The sequence below is a fragment of the Spirosoma areae genome (genome assembly GCF_054781775.1).
On the sequence record NZ_BAAGTT010000011.1, the window covers coordinates 1 to 20465 of the forward strand.

Below are 20465 nucleotides of genomic sequence, written 5' to 3' on the forward strand. Positions count from 1 at the left end.
CTTCGGCCGAGTGCCCGTTTTTGCGTAAATTGACACTACCACAGCGGGAGCAGGTGTATTGTTTAACTTCGCTTATCATCGGGCTAAGATAAGTCATCAGCGGCTATCTTACCACTACCCCTGATTCATTCTAACTTTCTGCATTATCATTCATTGATTTTGTAGATAAGTTCTACTTACTTAAAGCCTCAAAAATATGGGAAGTAGAAATAATGATATTGATGGTTGCGGCTTGTTGCTATGGATAATTGGATTCTCAATAGTAGTGGTGTTATTAATTTTCATAATCGACTCTCATCCTATATTATTTTTCTTATCACTATTTATTCTAATATGTATTTCTGTTAATTGGCAGAGAATTAAGAGTCTATTTCTGACGAAAGAACAAAAGAACATAATTTATCAAGATAAGTTGGCAAAGGAAATAGCGGAAGAAAATAGAAGGGAAAAAGCAGAAAATAAAAAAATACTTTTAGAGGAAAGAAGAATATTGAAACAGGAGTTAAATGCCATGTATATGGAGAGAAATGAAGCCATAAGAAAAGTAAATTCATTTAAAATGGAAATGGATAAGATATGGGGAGAAGCATCAACTATTTATAAATGGAATTACTACCATTCGATAGAAGCTGAATTTCAGGCAATTGATAATTATGATGGTAAAATGTTTGAAAATTTTATTGCAAGACTATATGCGAAACTAGGCTATACCATAAACCATCAATCAAGAGGGGCTGATCAAGGTGGAGACTTGGTCATAAAGAAAGGTAATTTAAAAATTGCCGTACAAGTTAAAAGATGGAAGAATAAAATAGGTAATTCTGCTGTACAAGAAGTATTAGGCGCAATGCATTATTACGGATGCCAAGAAGGAATCGTTATTACTAACTCGTATTTTACGAAGGAAGCAGCTTCTTTAGCTAAGTCAGCTAATATTACTCTAATAGATCGTGATTCTCTTGGGCAGATGTGTCATAAATTTTCCGCTAAAGAAAATGTACCATTTAATAAAACCAAATATGAAAAAATTTCGAGCCTGTTATTAAATATACAAGCGGATAAAGAACAACTTGAAGATATTGTATATGAAGTAATTATGAAAGGACAATTGCTGAATGACTTATCAGAGCAATGGTTTGTAGCAGAACAAAATGTTAAAAGTTTCCAGCAAAGTATCGATTCTCATTTGAATGAGATCAGTTTGATCGATTTAGACTTAAAGTCATTATAATTTGTAAATCGTAAGATAGTTTTACCACTGCTATTCGGTTTGGTCAAAATCATTGGAAATACCACCAAACAGGTCGTTTTCTGGTTTATGACCATCTCAATGGCTTTTTGGAACAGTTTATCCCAGTCAGCGCGTGGATTGGATTTTATAGGGCGAAGAAAAATGGCATCATCTACTACCTGCATATCAACTTCATTTTCAATACCAACCTGCTGAAGTAAAAGTCGGGGCAGAAGAACACCCTGCGAATTGCCTATACGTCTGATTGGTATCTTCATACTCTTGTTTTTAGGTATAACAATTATAGCTTACAAAAACAGCGGTAAAGCGAAGAGAACTGTCCCGATAATAAACAAGGCAGTTACTATATGAACCGTTGGGTGGTTTATACGCAAAAAAATGAATTGCTCAATAGTTCGGCCAAGCCAGAATAAACACATTCCGGCCAGGAAAGTTTTGCCCAACGCAGTTGTCGTTAGTTCGACCGGGAAACGGAAGCAAAGGAAGGCGACAAGCAGGGAAATGTAAATCAGCCTGATGTTGAGAATTTGCATGATCGCTCTGTTCGTCAATGAGAGCTTTTTTAGTTGACTTTCCCAGCGGAATAAGCGCCAGAAGAATACATGAAATACAGCAAAGCCCACTGAATGAATGCCACAGAGGTAGATGAGTGTTTTCATCTTTACCGGAATAATTCATCAAAGGTGATGCTCACGTAATACAAGCCGCCGATGCGCGCCAGACCGTAGCCTTGTGCGTAATACTGGTTCAGGATGTTCGTGCCGCCGAGCTTAACAACCGATTTGAAGGTTGGGACTTTGTAGGATACCTGAGCATCTAAACTCGTCCAGGATGGCAGCCAGACGTCGCCCGCTGTAGTGCCCTGCTCCACCCACATCTGGTCAGTCCAGCGATAGGTGAGGGTAGCGCCGAGCCGGTCGGTCAGGCGTGGGTTGCTGAGTGTGAGATTATACCGATTTTCGGGGGAGATAAAGAAATTGCGGCCTTTCTGGGAGACTTCGGGGTTACTCATTTTCCGCTTGATGATCTCAACCCCGGCGTTGTCTTTAATCACATTGCCCTGGGCATCGCGGAGGGTAACGGTGCCCACCTGATGCGCGTAATTACCGCTAATGGTGAAGCCTCGTCCTAAACCATATTCAGCCCCTACCCCCCAGCCATTTACAAAAATCTCGTTAAAATTATTAAAGTTAATCTGTAGTGTCCGGTACGCATTGGTGGCAAAGTCGGCAATCTGGCCGTTGTTGGGCTGGTAGAAACTCTGAGCCGCAATAAAATCGGTGTATTTACTGTGGAAATAAAACGCGTCAACATATAGCTTGTTCTGGAGCAGGGTTTTATAACCAATCTCCCAGGTTTTGATTTTCTCGGTCGTGAAGTTGGCCGGGTTATAAACACGACTTCGGAGTTGGGCTTCGGTCAGCCGGGCCGGTGTAGCGGTGAAATCTTTCACGTCGCTGTCTAAATAAGCGGGATTCGTGAACAGACCCGCCGACTCGGCTGCCAGTTGCGAGCCGCCCACGTCGCCCCCTTTGCCAGCCGCCGGAACCGCAAACAATTGCCCCGGCGACGGATTGCGGAAGGCACTTTGCCACGATCCCCGGAAATTATGCTGCCCAACGCTCACCACTGCCGACGCACGGGGGGTAAAACCACCTTTAAAATACTGGTTCTTGTCATAACGAATGGCCACCGTCGGCTTCACCGTTACGAGTGTTCCTACGCGCAGTTCCTTAGCTGCCTGAATGTAAGTGCCATATTCATTGATGGTGTACTCAGAACCATCGCTTTTCAGGGTGATGGCGGTGCCGCCGGTATTCAACGCGTAGTGCCGGATGCTCCCACCAACAATTACCTCCGCTGCATTACTTAGCCGTTTGGTCAGGTTATACATGCCCTCGTAATGCCACATTGCTGAATTGTCGCGGAAACGCGTGCCTTTTGCGGTCGTTGACCCAGGAATAAAATCGGTATTGTAGGTGTTTGCGTAAGCATCCCGCACGCTGTTGAATTGAGCTGATCCTGGCAGATAACGGCCCCGGTCGGCTTCGCCCCGGGCTTGACCGATGCTGACTTTATTCTCGATGTAGGACTGCCCAAACTCAGCCGCCCATTGATTGAGCGATTTCCAGGCGTTGTTGATAGCCGCTGCGGTTTGGCCAATATTCCAGGCTTCGGCAGTTTGCTGAGTGGTATAAGCCCGTAGAAAGAAATTATCACCCCGCAACTCCGCCTTAATCTGGTGACGTTGGTAATTCGGGAAATACTCGCGGAAACCAGCCGTGCGGATAAAGTTGCCATTTCCGTAATACCAACCCAGCGAGGCCTCAATGTTGCCTGGCAGTTTATAATGCAGCGACACGTTCGCCCGGTTGTTAAATACCTTACCGTTCGTACCCAATACATCGACTTCGGAATATCCCGTGCGCGAGACTAACTTATTCTGTAAGAGCGGGTTGATGTAATCTTTTGGGTAGGCGAATGCGCCACCGGCGTTGATGTCGTCGCCGTAAATGTTTACCCCATCATACTGAAAATTTGTGTTCGAGTCATTATTCGGTACGTAGCCAATCCCGGTGGCAATACCGCCCCGATTGGCGTCGGTAGCGAAGAAATTGGCGCGGGCGCGGGTCAGGCGGTCACTGTAGTCGTCGGCAATGAAGTCGGTACCGCTGAGGTGCTGAAAACTGGCTTTAAAAGCAAAGCGTGTGCCGAGTTGTTTGGCATATCGAATGGCTAAATCCGTATAGCCTTTGGGTCCGAAGTCCGGCTTTCCAACATTATTGACGCCCACTTTCACCTGGGCGCTAAGGCCCTGATAGTGAAATGGATTTTTGCTCGTCGTTAGCATCAGACCCTGCAACGCATCGGGGCCGTAGAGAGCCGACGACGCGCCCGGAATCAGTTCGATGCTTTCCACATCTAAATCCGAAATACCGGCAACGTTTCCAAAACCAAAACCCAAACCCGGCGAACGGTTATCCATGCCGTCGGTTAGTTGCAGAAATCGGTTGTTGTTATTGGCTCCGAAACCACGCAGGTTAACCGACTTGAAGGTTAAACTCTGGGTCAGCATGTCGACGCCTTTTACATTCTGAAGCGCATCAAATGGGCTGGCTGCGGGCGACTGCTGAAATTGCCTTGCCCCAAGCTTTTCGACCGTCACGGCGGCTTTCCGAATGTCTTCCGGCACGCGGCTCGCCGATACGACCACCTCATCGGTCAGGATGGCTTCTTCAGTTAGTTTGACGGTAATATTCCGAAAGTTATTGCCTCGCACAACTACGTCCTGCCGCTTGTAGCCAATAAACGAAACACTGACGGTGAGCGGTAGTGATTCGTTGGTCGCCAGCGAAAACTTTCCGTCGGCCTGAGAGATGGTGCCTGTGTTGGTACCGCGCACAAGAATGGTTACACCGGCCAGCGGCTGGTCTTTTTCGTCGGTGATACTACCGGCCAGCGTTGTTTGCGCCTGAGCGATAACGACGCTGGTTAGCAGGAACAAGATTGATAAGAAGAAGTGTCTCATAGTTAAGTTAGTAAGAGGGCATTACGGTATAAAAACAAATACAAATATTGTAAAAATACAGAAGCTGTTTACGTTATAGGCTAATTAACGCAAACAGCTTCCAGGAAACGATAACAGACAGATTAGACTATGCTACCAACTGCCGTGGCTTGGGAACTTCGATGAGCCGACCGATTTTGATGGCATAGAGGCAGCCCTAATTCAGAAGATCAGAACGTGTATCGCAACGTTGTGCCATAGGTCCTGGGATCGCCGAGTACGGCTGCGTAGTGGCCGGCATTGCCAGCCGCCGGTAAGAGCTGCTCGAAGTAGTTTTTATTCGTTAAATTACGAGACCATAGCAGGATAGATATGCCATTGGAAGCACGAAAGCCAACTCTGGCGTTCAGCAAGGCATACCCGTCGATATTCAGATAGGCCGAGGGTGACGCACTCGACGAGAACGAGGAGCGATAATACGTATCGACTGCCAGGAAAAACCGTCCATCCTGATTGAGTAATTTACCAGAACCAGAAACCTCGCCACCAAAAGAGCCTGCCCATTTAGAGATACCGGGCAAGTTGCCCCCCGAAATGTCCTTAAACGCTGATTCTCCGCCGGTTTCTTCGAGGGGTACGGGTGCGTTCCTGAAGGAAACGTATTTGCCGTCGGTGTAAGAAATAGCTCCGTTCAACGCGAACAGATTCCCAACTCTGATGTTTCCGTCAAGCTCAACGCCGGTTACCCGCACCTTTTCCGCATTAGCGAGATACCCTCTGTTTACGCCCACTTCAGCGGTCTGAACCTGCGTCTGGTAGTCCTCAATGTCGGTGTTGTAGGCCGTAACGTTAAAGACAGAACCCGGCGTTGGGCGGGTTTTTACACCAATTTCATAGTGGGTTACGTATTCCGGCTTTACTTTCGCTAAATCAATCAGGGTTGCGCCATTAGCCGTCGGCAGCCCCCCCAGGTTGACCCCAACCGGCTTGTAGCTGTTCGCATAGGTTGCATACGCATTCAATTGCTTACTGGCTTTGTAGGCAAGCGTTAATTGACCCGAGAAATTGTTTTCTTCGACGCCAAACGTGAACGCCTGATTGCTATACACGCCATTCTTGAGCGCAATCAGGGCCGGGTCGGTGGTTTGCAGGCCGCCATACGTCTCCCGCTTATAGTCAACGTCTTTCTTGTCGTAATTAAACCGGAGGCCCGGCAGTACGTGCAGTTTGCTGGTAATTGCCCAGTCTAATTGGCCAAACACTGCTGCACCTAATGTCTTGAGTCTCGACGTTGTTTTGGTGCCAAAGCCATCAAAAAGGCCCGGCGTTTTCCACAAGGCACTCGTTGAACTTTGCGAAAACCGCCACTGAGCCGCGCCCGATTCTTCCGTTTGAACAGGATCCGATTTGAGGTCCTGATCGATTACGAAGACACCCATAACACCGCTAAGACGGGACGAAAAATTTCCTGCATACCGAATCTCCTGCGTCCATTGGGCATGACGCGAATTACCCTGCGATTTGGTCAATACCGGGAGGCCGATAAAGTCTCTGTCGTTCGACGGGTCCCAAATCCAATAACGCCAGGCCGTGGTTGACGTCAGTGTCCCTTTGCCTAATTTGGCGTCAACATTGATTGAAATGCCTCCAAAGTCATTATTTGAACGCCAGGGTGAATCTGCATCCGTCACGCGGTCGAACGGATTTGTACTCGGTAACGTATAATTGAGGTCGGCAATGATAGCATTGAACTGTCGGTAAGCAGCACGCTTAGTAGGTACTACCCCAGCCACCACTGTCGCGTAGCCATCCGGCCGTTGGCGGGTATTATCGCCCGCTATGGTAATATTGACTTTGTCTGTCGGCTTATACAGCACTTGTGCCCGAAACCCTAAGTTATTCAGGGTATTAGTAGGTTTCAGGGTTGTTTGATTGTAAACAGTGCCGTCTCGTTGCGTACCGGAAAACGAAACTCGGGCAGCCAGCTTTTTGCTCAACGGGCCGGTTAAGGAAGCCTTAGCCTGAATATAGCCTAAGTTTCCAAAGCTTGTCTCAAATGTGCCTCCTGTCTGAAAACTGGGCGCACGTGTCGTAATGTTAAAAGCGCCAGCCGTTGTATTCTTGCCGAAAAGCGTTCCCTGAGGCCCACGAAGCACCTCAACCTGCTCTACGTCGAGGAAGTCGAGTGAGGTAGCGGCCGGACGGGCGTAGTACACCCCGTCCACGTAGAAACCTACGCCAGGGTCTATCCCGTCGTTGGTCAGCCCAAACGTCGAACCTAATCCACGAATATTAAGCGTTGTATTCCGGGCATTTGACGAGTAGAGCTGCACCGAAGGAACCAGTTCTTTCAACCGGTTCACGTTGAATGCACCGGCATCTTCGGCCCGGACGCCACTCACCACCGAGATCGGAATCGGAACATCCTGTGCCGACTCCTGACGGCGACGGGAGGTAATCACGACATCGGATAACTGATTTGAACTTTCTTCGAGTTTGATTTCTACGTTGTCATCGCTTAACACAACTTCTGTTGTTTGATAGCCCACGTAGGATACACGAACAACAAAGGGTAGCTTTTGGCCCGTGATGAGGGTAAACTGCCCATTTACGTTGGTAGGAGCGCCATTGGTCGTTCCTTTGATGACTACCGTTGCACCAATCAATTTGTTATTGGTGCGTGCGTCAACGACTAATCCAGATACTGTCGAATTGATAACAGGCGTGTTTTGAGCGGCTAACAGCAGGGGTATGAAGATTACTCCTATTAAAAAAATTGATGTCAAAATGTGTCTTATAGTACTCGTCCTGGTCATCATTATGTTTGATGGTAGTTGTGATTAATGCACCACAAAGTCTGCTTATGGTGTAGTTGTCTTTAAATTCTCCCTATTCTCCCGGTGTTAGATAGACTATAAGTACTTATAGTCTATTGAATTAATAGGGATTGCAAAACAGCGACATCTTTTCGGTACTACCAAATAAAAACTATAAAAATCAGCTTAGTCTATTGATATTCTTGGTTAAAAGCTACTCCTTCTTGGCCTAAGCCAATAAACCTGCCATAATTGGGAATGTTATCTATACATAATCTAATTATCCAGCCTCCTAAATACATCATACTTATATTGATAATGGCAATATCTACCTTTAAATAACTAACGTAAGTTAATTAGGCAGGCGATACGTTTCTTCATAGTTTTGTCATGCTAAATGGTTAGGTGACATAATAGAATAAAGCCAGCCCTATACAGCTTATGTCTGGCTGGTTTAATAACTCCCTATTTCTCTTTATGCACGCTGGTCCTCGAATCAATATTACCTTAACATGAAACTTAAACTACTGCTTTACAATCTCATTTTCGTCAGTTTATTACTCATTAGTACATTTCTTCTTGGTGAAATTGGTCTTCGAATTTATAACTACTTTGTCCATTCGCACATTTTCTATGACAGTTCCTACAACCGATATCGTGGAAAACCCCATGTTGAACTGTATGGATTCCGACTTAATTCGGGGGGCTTTAATGATACTGAGTTCACGGCTAAACCGAGCGATTACCGCATTATTGGGTTAGGCGATTCATTCGCTTTTGGTATTGTGCCGCACCAGTATACTTACCTTACTAAATTAGAGAACAAGCTGAACAATCGGATAGGCAACATTTGCTTATTCAACATGGGCATCTCCCAAACGAACCCTACTGATTACTACAGTATTCTGACCAATGAAGGGGCTCATTTAAAACCCGATTTGGTTCTGGTCTCTTTTTTCATTGGCAACGACTTCGACGTAATCAAAAAGCCCTGGTTTCGGCACTCCTTCATGCTAACGGCCCTGAATTATATTGGTACGGTAGCCTGGAAGGTTAAAGATTTTGCGGGTCATGAAGCCTACGCAGATAGTGCGCACACATTTCGGCGCGAGGATTACCTTAAAATTGAAAAAGAACGGATGGATTCCTGGAAGTACCATATGCCCGATAAGGGGCCACTGCCGGGGCAGAAAACTGGCTTTTTTGAGCAAACAATAGCAACACTGCTGCGTACCCGCGATTATTGCACCGCACATGGGGCTAAATTTATGGTAACCATTATTCCCGACGAACTACAGGTGGATAGTACGCTCCAACAGGAAGTAGTATCGGCTTATTATCCAACCGTCGGACGGCTACCCTACGATGTGCTTACCCCTACGCGGCTGCTCACGCAGCGGCTGCGCGCCAACGGAATTCCATACATTGATATGCTGGAGGCTTTTCAAACGGCATCGTCGGCTAAGCGGCTCTACAAACCTTCCGATTCGCACTGGAATATCGCGGGCAATGAGTTTGCTGCACAGTTGCTGGCCGATTCGCTGGTAAAGTTCATTCCCAAACAGCCTGATATCAAGGCAAAAGCCCGCCCGCATAAATGACTGGTACGGGCTGGGTCTGCCACCGCGTAGTTACTGAAAATAGCCAGTTAATTCGCCATATCCCAGAATGTGATCCTGCATTGCAGTCAGGATATCGTGCTTGTCAGGAAGTTGTCAGAAGTCAAGCATCTGATCAAGGGCATATACCCGAAATAGATAGGCATGACGGCCTATGGGCGGACAGGGACCACTATAAGTAGCGTTACCCATTGAATCCTGCTCTTCGGTTTCCCGGTCTTTTCCGGCCCCACTATGCATAGTAATTAGTACCAGCCCAAGGAGGAGTAAAAGACCCACCAAAATTCGCCAAAACAAGCCCATAAAAAAGCCGGTTAAACACTGACCTGTATCTAACCGGCTGATTATGAATAAAGTTTTTTAAACCCCAGTGTAGCAGCAGCTACTTATTTAACCCGGTCTGCTTAGGCCGCCCGGCTGCTCTGGGGACGTCGAAGAATGGGCGAACGTAATGGCTGCGACGTAGCCTCTTCAATTACCTGCTCCGACACCATGCCGAGGTGATTGGCCCGTTTCAGTACGTAATCGAATGGAAGGTTATAGTAGTTGGCCACCTCACTCCGAAAACTATCCGGAAAACGGGACAGGCGCAGACCAAAAAACTTACGTACTTCGGCTTCGGGCAGCATGGCTGCCAGAGCTACGCGCTCGGCTTCGGCCAGCAGTTCCTTCCGCGATGAATAGAGGTGCTCCAGACCAATGGAAGCGGCAAGAATGCTCAGGAATAGATTTTTGTACATAGCCGACAATTCGGCGGGTAGAATAATCCAGCCCTGCTCCCGAAAGGTAGCCGAGAAACCAGTTAATCCCTTTTCGCCCCGAATTTCGCCCGCCACCAGTTCGGCAGGAAATTTTAGCTGTTCGGTTTCGCCCTCGCGGTCGATTTTCTGCAATCGGAAAACAACGGCCTCGACCGGGCTTTTCGTAAACAGCAGGTCAGCCGGAATAGCACGCGTATTCTCCCACTGGTCGGTCATACGCATAAATAAACTTTCATTGACGGGCAGGTTTTCGGAGCTGCCCAGACTAACGAGCATTTGGCGGAAAGCCGCCAGAAAATCAATCTGAAGTTGGTTCGGACTTGCGTTGCGCTTTTTCATGCGGATTGAGTTGCCAACCTCGGTTTAGGCCCGAAATCTGGCTCATTAATACAGTTGTTTGCTGGAAAATTGGGGGAGTAAATATACACAACAAATGGCTGATTACAAAGGCGTAACGCAAACATAATCTGAACCCAATTACCAGCCTCCGACCTGGATATACATGCTTAAAAAGCCCTTTTCGTGAACGATAAGAGTAGCCTATAAACAGCCGTTTCCGGGCGAAGGCATTAGCTAATGAGCACTGTTCAACAAGTTGCTTCGACAAAATTAAGTCAGGCTAAATGCAGCAGTTTCACTGACCGAAGTGCCGGGTTTGGCAAAAGGATTGCCTGGCGGGTGAAAAAAAAGGATGCATAGCTAAATGGCAGTCAGGAAAGGCTATTTTTACCCTATAATCAATCTATTTCTACCTATATTTTTCATCAATGACTTATTCTCGACTCCAACTCATTCGCTTGCTTGTCATCCTGTTTACTTTCTCCTGTTCCCGTTCTATTCAAGCCCAACCCTTTACTAAAGTTGACATTGCCCGCTGGCAGCAGCAGGCCAGGCAGGTGACCATCACCCGCGATACGTGGGGCGTTCCGCACATCTACGGCAAAACGGACGCCGATGTCGTTTTCGGACTATTATTTACTCAGTGCGAGGATGACTTTGACCGCGTTGAGACGAATTATATTGATGCCACTGGTCGGTTGGCCGAAGTCGAAGGAGAGTCAGAATTGTACCACGATTTGCGGGCGCGGCTGTTTATGGACACGACTCAGGCCGTTGCCATCTACAAAAAAAGTCCCATCTGGATGAAAAAACTGCTGGACGCCTTTGCCGACGGCACCAACTACTACCTCCATACGCACCCGAACGTTAAACCCCGGCTGCTGAAGCGGTTTCGGCCCTGGATGCCGTTGATGTTCAGCGAAGGCAGCATTGGCGGTAATATCAGTGTTGTCTCTACCGACCGAATCAACGCATTTTATGGGCAGCGTAAACCTACTTCCTGGATTAACGACGCTGAACGGTACGAGCGCGAATCCATTGGCTCAAATGGGTTTGCCATTGCACCCGCTAAAAGCGCTACCAAAAATGCGCTGTTGCTGATTAACCCCCACACGTCATTTTATTTCCGGTCGGAGGTTCATCTGGTCAGCCAAACCGGGCTAAATGCTTATGGGGCCGTTACGTGGGGGCAGTTCTTTGTTTATCAGGGATTTAACGAAAACTGCGGCTGGATGCACACGTCCAGCTATGCCGATTCGATGGATGAGTATCTGGAAACGATTGAGAAAAAAGGCGATGCGTTTTTCTACAAATACGGTAATGCACTTAAACCCGTTCGGGCGCAGAAAGTACGATTGCCGTATAAATCCGGTAATGGAGTTCAGTACAAAGAATTCACGATGTATTTTACCCAGCATGGCCCCATTGCAGGCGAAAAAGATGGCAAGTGGATTTCCATTAGCATGATGAACACGCCCCTGAACGCACTCTCGCAGTCGTACTTACGCACGAAGGCAACCGGGTATGTGAGTTTCAAAGATGTCATGAAACTCAACGGGAATGCATCCAACAATACCGTTTTTGCCGACCGGGATGGTAACATCGCCTACTGGCATGGCAATTTCATGCCGAAGCGAGACCCTAAATTCGACTGGGGCCAACCCGTGGATGGCAGTAATCCCGAAACGGACTGGAAAGGATTGCATACAGCCGATGAACTTGTGCAGGTGCGTAACCCAGCCAGTGGCTGGATTCAGAACTGCAATGCCACGCCGTTCACGGTGTCGGGTAGCAGCAGCCCTGAGCGGATCAAGTTCCCGGCTTATATGGCTCCCGATGCCGAAAATTACAGGGGCATCAACGCCGTTCGCGTGTTGAGTCAGAAATCCATATTCACGCTCGACACGCTGATTGCCGCAGCCAACGACCCACATCTGGCGGCTTTCGATGAGTTACTGCCAGCCTTGCTAACGGCTTGGGAGGCTGTTTCCGGCGACTCAGCCAATAAGGATAAGGAGGCATTGGAAGCCATTCAGGTCCTGAAGGACTGGAACAAAGGCTACGGAACGACTTCCGTTGGCACAACGCTGGCGGTTTTCTGGGGCGAAAAAATTCAGCGATTGGCCCGCAGCCGCGTTCCCGACGGTCAACAATTTGATTTCTTCGGCTTCACGGCCTTCGTTATTAACCAGACATCTGCTCAGGAAAAAGTTACTGCGCTGAAAGAGACCCTGAATGGCCTAACGCGCGACTTCGGCACCTGGAAAACGCCCTGGGGCGACATTAACCGCTACCAACGACTAACGGGTAAGATTGCCGAAACTTTCGACGACCAGAAGCCAAGCCTACCCGTTGGGTTTACGTCGTCGGCCTGGGGTTCATTAGCCGCTTTTGCAGCCAAAACCTACCCCGGTACCAAAAAACGATACGGCAGTGTCGGGAATAGTTTCGTGGCGGTGGTCGAGTTTGGCAAGCGGGTAAGCGCGAAGTCGGTCATGACGGGCGGGCAAAGCAGCAAACCTGGAGACCGTCACTTTACTGACCAAGCTGCTCTATACTGCGAAGGGAAGTTTAAGGATGTTTGGTTCTATCCCGAAGATGTCCGCCAGCACGTTGAGAGGACATATCATCCGGGCGAGTAACAGCCATTCGAATTCGCAAAACAAATTTTACTTAACGGGAACGCAGACTGAACAGATTAGCACGGATTAAATCTGTTTAGTCTACATCTCCATGTTCCTGTTACCCATCGCAAATAGAATGTATTTAGGATTTAATTGGCTTTAATTTGTTAGTATTGTAGTCAAGTGCCCTGCCAAAGTTTACTTACCTATGCCTTTTATAAACTCAAGATTGCTGTTCGGCAGCTTTTCCTGCCTGCTGCTCGCTTTTGCTGGATGCCAGCCTGCCGACAGTAAACAAACCCGCTTATCAGGCTGGTCGGCAAGTCCCATCGAAGAGAAATTGGTTTCCGGTATTTTGTCGGATTTCGGCCGAAAAAATCCATCTGTTGATGTTAAGTACGAACCAATCCCCGGCAATTACACCGAGAAAATCCAGTTGATGCTCGGTACGCACACGGCCCCTGATGTATTTTACCTCAAGGGCGAAACGGCTCCGTCGTACATCCGGTTCAACGTGCTGGAACCCCTGAACCGCTTCACGAGTGATGCCAGCTTCCGGCTCGACGACTTTTATCCGGCCCTGCTCAAATCGTTTCAGCGAGGTGATACACTCTTTGGGGTGCCGAAAGATTTCAATCCGTATGTGTTGTTTTACAACAAAGCCATGTTTCGGGAAGCGGGTCTGACACGCCCTCCCCAAAACTGGGCCGAACTCGAAGCGTTTGCCCGCAAAATGACCAAAGACACCAATGGCGATGGGAAGCCCGATCAGTATGGACTGGTGCTGGAACCTGTTATTGAGATGGTTATGCCTTTCGTGTACCAGAACGGGGGCGATTTTCAGAAACCCGACGGTTCGCTGGGCATTTTGGATAAGCCCTTTTTAGAGGCCATGGAGTACTATGTGGGGTTGTACAAAAAAGGCGTCGCGTCTATTCCGAGTGAACTGAGCGCCAAGTGGAATGGTGAGTGTTTTGGTAACAAAAAATGCGCGATGGTGATTTCGGCGGGCTGGCTCATTCCTGAACTACAGGCCAATTATAAAGACATTGACTGGGCCGTAGCCGAACTGCCCGCCGGAAAGAAAAAGGCGACGGTTGTTTTCACCAATGCCTACGTGATGCCCAAAGAATCGAGCCACAAAAAAGAAGGCTGGCAAATGATTGACTACCTGACGAGTACTGAAGGCCTGACAAGCATGACCAAACAGGGACTGGCTCTGCCTCCCCGCCGGAGTGTGGCCGAGGCAATGGGGCTTTACAACGACCCGGTGAAGCGCGTTTTTCTGCAAAGTGCCGAGTTTGCCCGGACTTTCCAGACCTCCCTGCCCGAACGCTGGAACGAAGAAGCAGGCGTGGCCCTGCAAATGATTTATTTCGATAACAAAACACCCCGGCAAGCCATGGAAGAACTGAACCGGCAGATTCAGAACGTGGTCCTTCAATAGCTCAAATTTTATGTCGCAACCCGCAACTCGCCAACGCGAAATCACAACCATTGCCTGGTTGTTTCTGGGCTTTCCGTTGATGCTCATCACTATTTTCGTGTTTCTCCCAATTGCCTATTCCTTTTTCATCAGCTTTTTCGACTGGAATTTAGTCACCAATCAGCGTGACTTTATCGGGCTTGGCAATTACACCAAACTCTTCAGCGACTCGCTGTTCTGGAAGTCGGCCCGGAATACGATTTTCTACACAATTGGCGTGGTGCCAATTCAAACGTTTCTGGCCTTGTTTCTGGCGTTTGTGATGAACCAGAAAATTAAAGGACGCACCTTTTTTCGGGTGGCGTTTTACGTGCCCGCCATCACCTCGTCGGTGGTAACGTCGACGCTGTTTATCGCGCTTTTTTCCAAGCAGGGTCTTGTTAATCAGTTATCTGGCTTTGATAACGATTGGCTCACCAACCCCCGAACGGCCATGCTGACCATTATGGCCAACAACATCTGGACCACGTCGGGCTATTTTATGGTGTCGTTTCTGGCTGGTCTGCAATCCATTCCCGACTCGCTCTACGAAGCCGCCCGCATTGATGGCGCGTCGACCTGGCAGCAGTTCTGGAAAATTACCGTACCCATGGTGCGGCCCGTTACGTATTTCGTGCTGGTGCTGGGCCTGATTGGGTGTTTTCAGGTGTTCGACCAGATTTTTATCATGAGCGCGGGCGGGCCGGTCAACAGCACCACCACCATGAGCTACTACGTGTATGTCAACGGGTTTAAATATTTCAAACTCGGCTACGCGGCTGCTGCGGCTATTGTGCTGGCGGTCCTGATTTTCTCGGCCAATCAGATACAGAACAGGTATTTCAAACCCGAAGTCGATTAAAAAAAATTCAACACAGAGGAAAGGAGGAATACACAGAGAACACAAAGAAGATCTCTATCCTCCCTGTGTATCTCTCCGTTCCTCTGTGTTAAGAACTCTTTGCTATGCAACGCTTACAACTCCAGAAACTCGTTTTTTACGCCGTGCTGATTCTGATGACAACGGTGTATATCGGGCCGTTTATCTACCAGTTTTTTATCTCGATTTCGGAGTCAAAAGACGTCTTCGGCGACCCGGTCAAACTGCTTCAGCCGCCTAACTGGACGTTGCAGAACTACGCCAGCGTGTGGGTTGATTTGCCCTTCAAGCAGTGGCTGCTGAACAGCGTATTTATTACCCTCGTACAAACGATTACCAACGTGTTTTTCTCGGCATTAGCTGGGTTTGTGTTTGCCCGGCTGGTGTTTCCGGGTCGCAAATTTTTGTTTGGACTGCTTATTTCCTCGCTCACTGTGCCGAGCATTATTCTGCTGGTTCCGAAGTTCATTTTTATGAACGAACTGCGATTGGTGAATACCTATACGGGCCTGATTATCCCCAACTTAGTGACCATCACGAACATCTTTCTGATGAAGCAGTTTTTTGAGACGATCCCCAAAGACCTCGAAGAAGCGGCCCTGATTGACGGCTGTTCGTACTTCCGAATTTTCTGGCAGATTTTTCTGCCTGTCAGCACCCCCGCGCTGGCGGCTGTGGCCATTTATACCTTTCAGGGGAGCTGGAATGAGTTCTTGTGGCCGGTTATTCTGTCCATCACCAGCAATAAATTTACCCTGCCCGTGGGCGTTGGCTTCCTCAAAAACCAGTTCCAGAGCGACTGGCCGCTACTTATGGCTGGCACACTGCTCATTACCTTACCCACACTCTGCATTTTCTTAGTCTTCCAGCGCTACTTTGTCCAGGGCATTGCAGCTTCGGGCGGAAAGGAGTAAAATTAATTTGTGGTTGGTAGTTGGCTGACGCAAGAACGACTGACCGCACCGGCGGACCGGCGCCAGCCAACCACCAACTACCAACTACCAACCCAATCTCTATGGCAACTGTAGAAATACGTAACCTCGTTAAGCAATACCCCGGTGCGACAAAAGCCACTATTCCCGATGCGAACCTGACCATTGAAGACCAGTCGTTTGTGGTGCTGGTGGGACCTTCGGGCTGTGGCAAATCGACCCTGCTCCGCATGATTGCCGGGCTGGAAGACATCTCTGGGGGCGATTTGTTCATCGACGGCAACCGCATGAACGACCTTTCGCCCAAAGACCGCGATATTGCGATGGTGTTTCAGAATTACGCACTCTACCCGCACATGAGCGTCTACGAAAACATGGCCTTCGGCCTGAAACTCCGCAAGTTCCCGAAAGACGAAATTGACAAACGGGTGCGCGCTGCCGCCGATATTCTGGGCATGAATGAACTGCTCGAACGCAAGCCAAAGGCCATGTCGGGTGGGCAGCGGCAGCGGGTGGCCATTGGCCGGGCCATTGTGCGCGAACCGAAAGTGTTTTTGTTTGATGAACCCCTCTCCAACCTCGATGCCAAACTGCGGGTGCAGATGCGTGTCGAAATCAAACGCCTGCACCGGCGGCTCAACGCTACAATGGTTTACGTGACCCACGATCAGGTGGAGGCCATGACGATGGGTGATAAAATTGTGGTCATGAAAGCGGGCATAATCCAGCAGGCCGACTCGCCCATGAATCTATATCATCATCCTGCCAACCTGTTTGTGGCCGGTTTCATCGGCAGCCCGTCCATGAACTTCAGCACGGGGAAACTGGTGAGTCAGGAGGGGGCAGTGCGATTTGCCAATCAGGAACTTGACTTTCAGGTGCCAGCCGTGCAGGCCGATACGCTGAAAAGTCACGCAGGCAAGGCGGTTATTTTGGGCTTTCGGCCCGAAAGCATCTACGACCATCGTTTCCCCAGCGGTAAAACCCTGACCGAACCCCAACGCATTACCATCGACGTTACCGAACCCATTGGCAGCGAGACGTTTGTTTATTTCACCCTCGGTGGTCAAACCTGCTGTATGCGGGTTTCATCGGACATTCGCTACCAGCCCGGCGAGGTAGTTGAAGTTGGTTTTGACAGCGACCGGCTTTATTTCTTTGATCCCCAAACCGAGCAGCGGCTGGGGTTATGAGTTCCCTGTTTCACGTTTCATGGTCCATCCGGCCGACCTGTAGCTATCCCAGCGTCCCAGATAGAACATGGAACTTGAAACTATAAACCTCTTCTCTATTTTTGCGCCCTGTTTCTGGCTTTTATTCTATTTATGACACAACAATCCGTTACTGATTCTGCCTGGCAACTTGCCGCAACAAACATTAATCCAGCCAATTATTTCGGCATTACCGTTGCCAACGGTATGGTAGGGCTGGTTTCGTCGGTGCAGCCCATGCAGGTACAGGATGTTATTCTCAACGGCGTATATGACCACTACCAGCGCGGGCGGGTTGAAAATATTTTGAAAGTTTTTAATCACCTCAACTTGTGGCTTGATGTCGACGGGCAGCGGGTGACTGGGCAAAACATAAGCAACTACGCCCAAACGCTCGACATGAAAACCGCTACGCTCGTTACGACGTTTGAGGTAGCTAATAAACTCCGCGTTCGGCATAGCCTGGTATCGTTGCGGCATTTACCCTTCACGGCGATGGTCGAACTGGAACTCGAAGCCCTGGCCGATGTCACAGTAGTGCCTGCGTCGGTCATTGAAGCGCCCGTTCACGTGCAGGACGTCAGAAGTTTTTACAGCCACATCGACCGTCCCCACGTTACGCTGCCACTGCTCACATCGGTGGCCAAAAGTCCATCGGGGAAATACACCATCGCGGCTTCTAACAGCTTCATTTTTAATGAACCGCACGGGCAGGAACCCCTTCTTATTCATGAAGACTGGGATTATAACCTGCACCTGGCGAAGTTCTACAAACACCTCAAAAAAGGCGAAACTTATTCGTTCGCGGTGGTGGGGTCGGTCATCTCATCGGCCCATGTTGCTGATGCCCATAACGAAGCTGAACGCCTGACGGTATTTGCCAAACTCGAAGGCCGTGAGCGACTGCTTAGCCGCCACAGGCAGGCATGGGAGAGGCTCTGGGAGCGCGATATTGAAATCGAAGGCGACGAAGCCATGCAGCGGGCCGTTCGGTCGGCAATTTATCACCTCTACTCGTTTGTGCGCGAAGGAACGAGCTACAGCCTGTCGCCAATGGGTTTGTCGGGGCTGGGCTACAATGGTCACGTTTTCTGGGATACCGAACTCTGGATGTACCCGGCCCTGCTAATGCTCCGCCCTGAACTGGCAAAACCGCTGCTCGACTACCGGTTTGAGCGCATGGAGGCCGCCCGCCAGAATGCCCGTTCGCATGGGTACAAAGGCGTTATGTTTCCGTGGGAATCGGCCACCGATGGCTCCGAGCAAACGCCCGTCTGGGCCTTGACGGGGCCGTTTCAGCACCACGTCACGGGTTGCATTGGCTGGGCGTTCTGGAAATATTATCAGGTCACGAAAGACGCAGCATGGTTAGCCGGGCGCGGGTTTCCATTGCTGCGGGAAGTGGCCGAATTCTGGTGCAGCCGCGTGGAGCGCAACCACCCCGACCGCTACGACATCAACAACGTGATTGGCGCCAATGAGTGGGAAGAAAACATTGATAACAACGCCTTTACCAACGGCATGGCGAAAACCGTGCTGCAGTTTGCCGTTCAGGCGGCCCGTGAACTTGGTCTCGAACCCGATACCGATTGGCAGCACGTAGCCGACCGGATTCATATCCTGACCTTCCCCGATGGTACTACGCGCGAAAACGCTACCTACGACGGTGTCATCATCAAACAGGCCGATGCCAATTTGCTGGCGTATCCGCTCACGATTGTCACCGACGAAACGGCCATTCGGCGCGACCTCGATTACTACGCTCCACGACTGTCGCCTGAGGGTCCGGCAATGGGGCCATCGGTTTTTGGCGTGTTGTATGCCCGCTTAGGCGAAACCGAACGCGCCTACGAGTGGCTGTTAAAAAGTTACCGCGACAACGAAGCGGCCCCTTTTGGTGTACTGGCCGAGTGTGCGGGCGGTACCAACCCCTATTTTGCCACCGGCGCCGGAGGAATGCTTCAGGTTATTCTGGCCGGATTCGGCGGTTTGGACATTACCGACGAGGGGCTGATACAGCGCCAGGTAACGTTGCCTAAACACTGGAAAGGGTTGACACTTAAGGGCGTTGTGATGGAGCCGTGAAATGCACACTCGACAAATTAACCAAAAAGCCTCTGTCTCAATGGCTGTTCATTTTGCTGAAGGCTTCAAGGTAATGTGAGTAAGTGACTTTGCGATTTTTAAAAGGTTGGGTGAATCATCCAAGTAATTGCTTGTATACCAACATTCTGGTGACAGAATGAATGCCCCAGTTAGGCAGCTTTGTCTTACAGGGCAGCGTCCCAGCGACAGGGGGCACTCCCAACAGGCGGACTAAATGGAGTTGGGTGATTTTAAAACCAGATGGGAATGATTGAAATTTGGAGTGATAAAGAGATTAAGGACAAGCCATCCATTATTGAACAAATTGACAGGCAGTCGAACCTTGCTGATTTCAAACAACCTTCTGACGATTTATCAGGAGCCTTTCTCCAGGTCTTGGTCGCCAGTAAACCTAATGGAAACTTTTTGGAATTAGGTACTGGTGCAGGAAGAGCAGCGGCCTGGATTTTACAAGGCATGGATAAAGACTCCAAACTTACATCGGTAGAATCTGATGCGGATTTGGTACAAATTGCTCAAAGCGCGCTCGGTGGCGATAGTAGATTGGAACTAATTCAGGAAGTCGGCGAAACAGTTTTAGAGCGGTTAGAGTCAGACTCATTTGATTTAGTGTTTGCCGACACTTGGCCGGGCAAGTATAACCACTTGCAGGAAGCTCTACGATTAGTTAATGTAGGTGGTTTTTACCTAATTGATGATATGCTGCCACAGCCAAATTGGCCGGAAGGTCACGATTTGAAAGTGAAAGATTTAATCGACACTCTCGAAAAGGATAGTAGATTTAAGCTGGTAAAAATGGAATGGGCATCCGGCTTGATAATGCTTGTTAGAATCAAGTAATAGGTGTCTAACACCTGTTTTACAAGTTCAGGTCTTGGGCTACAGTGCGACCGCCTAAGTTAGTCAGGTCCGACATTCCTCAAGCGGGTTCCCTATGGGGGGTTCCCGCTGA

15 protein-coding genes are annotated in these 20465 nt (G+C 48.9%); 9 read left to right on the forward strand and 6 right to left on the reverse strand.

What is annotated here, in order from left to right:
* Window positions 1-196 precede the first annotated feature (196 nt).
* Complete coding sequence (locus ACYVI1_RS05220; protein ID WP_460907491.1) at window positions 197-1231, forward strand: restriction endonuclease; 1035 nt, start codon at window positions 197-199, stop codon at window positions 1229-1231.
* Here ACYVI1_RS05220 and ACYVI1_RS05225 read toward each other — a convergent pair.
* The 4 genes from ACYVI1_RS05225 to ACYVI1_RS05240 form a co-directional block, all read right to left on the reverse strand.
* On the reverse strand, window positions 1183-1509 hold the full coding sequence (locus ACYVI1_RS05225; RefSeq protein WP_460907493.1) for an AbrB/MazE/SpoVT family DNA-binding domain-containing protein: 327 nt from the start codon (window positions 1507-1509) through the stop codon (window positions 1183-1185). The genes ACYVI1_RS05220 and ACYVI1_RS05225 overlap by 49 nt on opposite strands.
* Before the next feature lie 30 nt (window positions 1510-1539).
* Window positions 1540-1911, reverse strand: a complete 372-nt coding sequence (locus ACYVI1_RS05230) for a hypothetical protein (protein ID WP_460907495.1) — start codon at window positions 1909-1911, stop codon at window positions 1540-1542.
* Between the two features lie 2 nt (window positions 1912-1913).
* On the reverse strand, window positions 1914-4781 hold the full coding sequence (locus ACYVI1_RS05235; protein ID WP_460907497.1) for a TonB-dependent receptor: 2868 nt from the start codon (window positions 4779-4781) through the stop codon (window positions 1914-1916).
* A gap of 209 nt (window positions 4782-4990) precedes the next feature.
* Entirely contained in the window at window positions 4991-7576 is a 2586-nt protein-coding gene (locus ACYVI1_RS05240) for a TonB-dependent receptor (RefSeq protein ID WP_460907628.1), read from the reverse strand.
* Window positions 7577-8088: 512 nt separating this feature from the next.
* Here ACYVI1_RS05240 and ACYVI1_RS05245 point away from each other — a divergent pair.
* Window positions 8089-9177, forward strand: a complete 1089-nt coding sequence (locus tag ACYVI1_RS05245) for an alginate O-acetyltransferase AlgX-related protein (RefSeq protein WP_460907499.1) — start codon at window positions 8089-8091, stop codon at window positions 9175-9177.
* A gap of 114 nt (window positions 9178-9291) precedes the next feature.
* On the opposite strand, the gene ACYVI1_RS05250 is transcribed toward ACYVI1_RS05245, so the two are convergent.
* Window positions 9292-9498: a hypothetical protein gene (locus ACYVI1_RS05250; protein ID WP_460907501.1), complete on the reverse strand. Its 207-nt coding sequence runs from the start codon at window positions 9496-9498 to the stop codon at window positions 9292-9294.
* A 101-nt stretch (window positions 9499-9599) separates the two neighbouring features.
* Window positions 9600-10295, reverse strand: coding sequence for a hypothetical protein (locus ACYVI1_RS05255; RefSeq protein ID WP_460907502.1), 696 nt, complete (start codon window positions 10293-10295; stop codon window positions 9600-9602).
* A 428-nt stretch (window positions 10296-10723) separates the two neighbouring features.
* Here ACYVI1_RS05255 and ACYVI1_RS05260 point away from each other — a divergent pair, with 428 nt between their 5' ends.
* The 7 genes from ACYVI1_RS05260 (at window position 10724) to ACYVI1_RS05290 (ending at window position 20353) form a co-directional block, all read left to right on the forward strand.
* Window positions 10724-12937, forward strand: a complete 2214-nt coding sequence (locus ACYVI1_RS05260) for a penicillin acylase family protein (protein WP_460907504.1) — start codon at window positions 10724-10726, stop codon at window positions 12935-12937.
* A 190-nt stretch (window positions 12938-13127) separates the two neighbouring features.
* The gene (locus ACYVI1_RS05265; RefSeq protein WP_460907506.1) at window positions 13128-14366 is read left to right on the forward strand and encodes an ABC transporter substrate-binding protein; all 1239 of its coding nucleotides are present in this window, start codon (window positions 13128-13130) and stop codon (window positions 14364-14366) included.
* A 10-nt stretch (window positions 14367-14376) separates the two neighbouring features.
* Window positions 14377-15246, forward strand: coding sequence for a carbohydrate ABC transporter permease (locus ACYVI1_RS05270; RefSeq protein ID WP_460907508.1), 870 nt, complete (start codon window positions 14377-14379; stop codon window positions 15244-15246).
* Between the two features lie 104 nt (window positions 15247-15350).
* Entirely contained in the window at window positions 15351-16178 is an 828-nt protein-coding gene (locus ACYVI1_RS05275; RefSeq protein ID WP_460907510.1) for a carbohydrate ABC transporter permease, read from the forward strand.
* A gap of 101 nt (window positions 16179-16279) precedes the next feature.
* A complete protein-coding gene (locus ACYVI1_RS05280) occupies window positions 16280-17389 on the forward strand; it encodes an ABC transporter ATP-binding protein (protein WP_460907512.1) in 1110 nt (369 codons plus the stop codon).
* A 132-nt stretch (window positions 17390-17521) separates the two neighbouring features.
* Window positions 17522-19492: a glycoside hydrolase family 65 protein gene (locus ACYVI1_RS05285; protein WP_460907515.1), complete on the forward strand. Its 1971-nt coding sequence runs from the start codon at window positions 17522-17524 to the stop codon at window positions 19490-19492.
* Window positions 19493-19759: 267 nt separating this feature from the next.
* Window positions 19760-20353: an O-methyltransferase gene (locus tag ACYVI1_RS05290; RefSeq protein WP_460907517.1), complete on the forward strand. Its 594-nt coding sequence runs from the start codon at window positions 19760-19762 to the stop codon at window positions 20351-20353.
* Window positions 20354-20465: the final 112 nt, after the last annotated feature.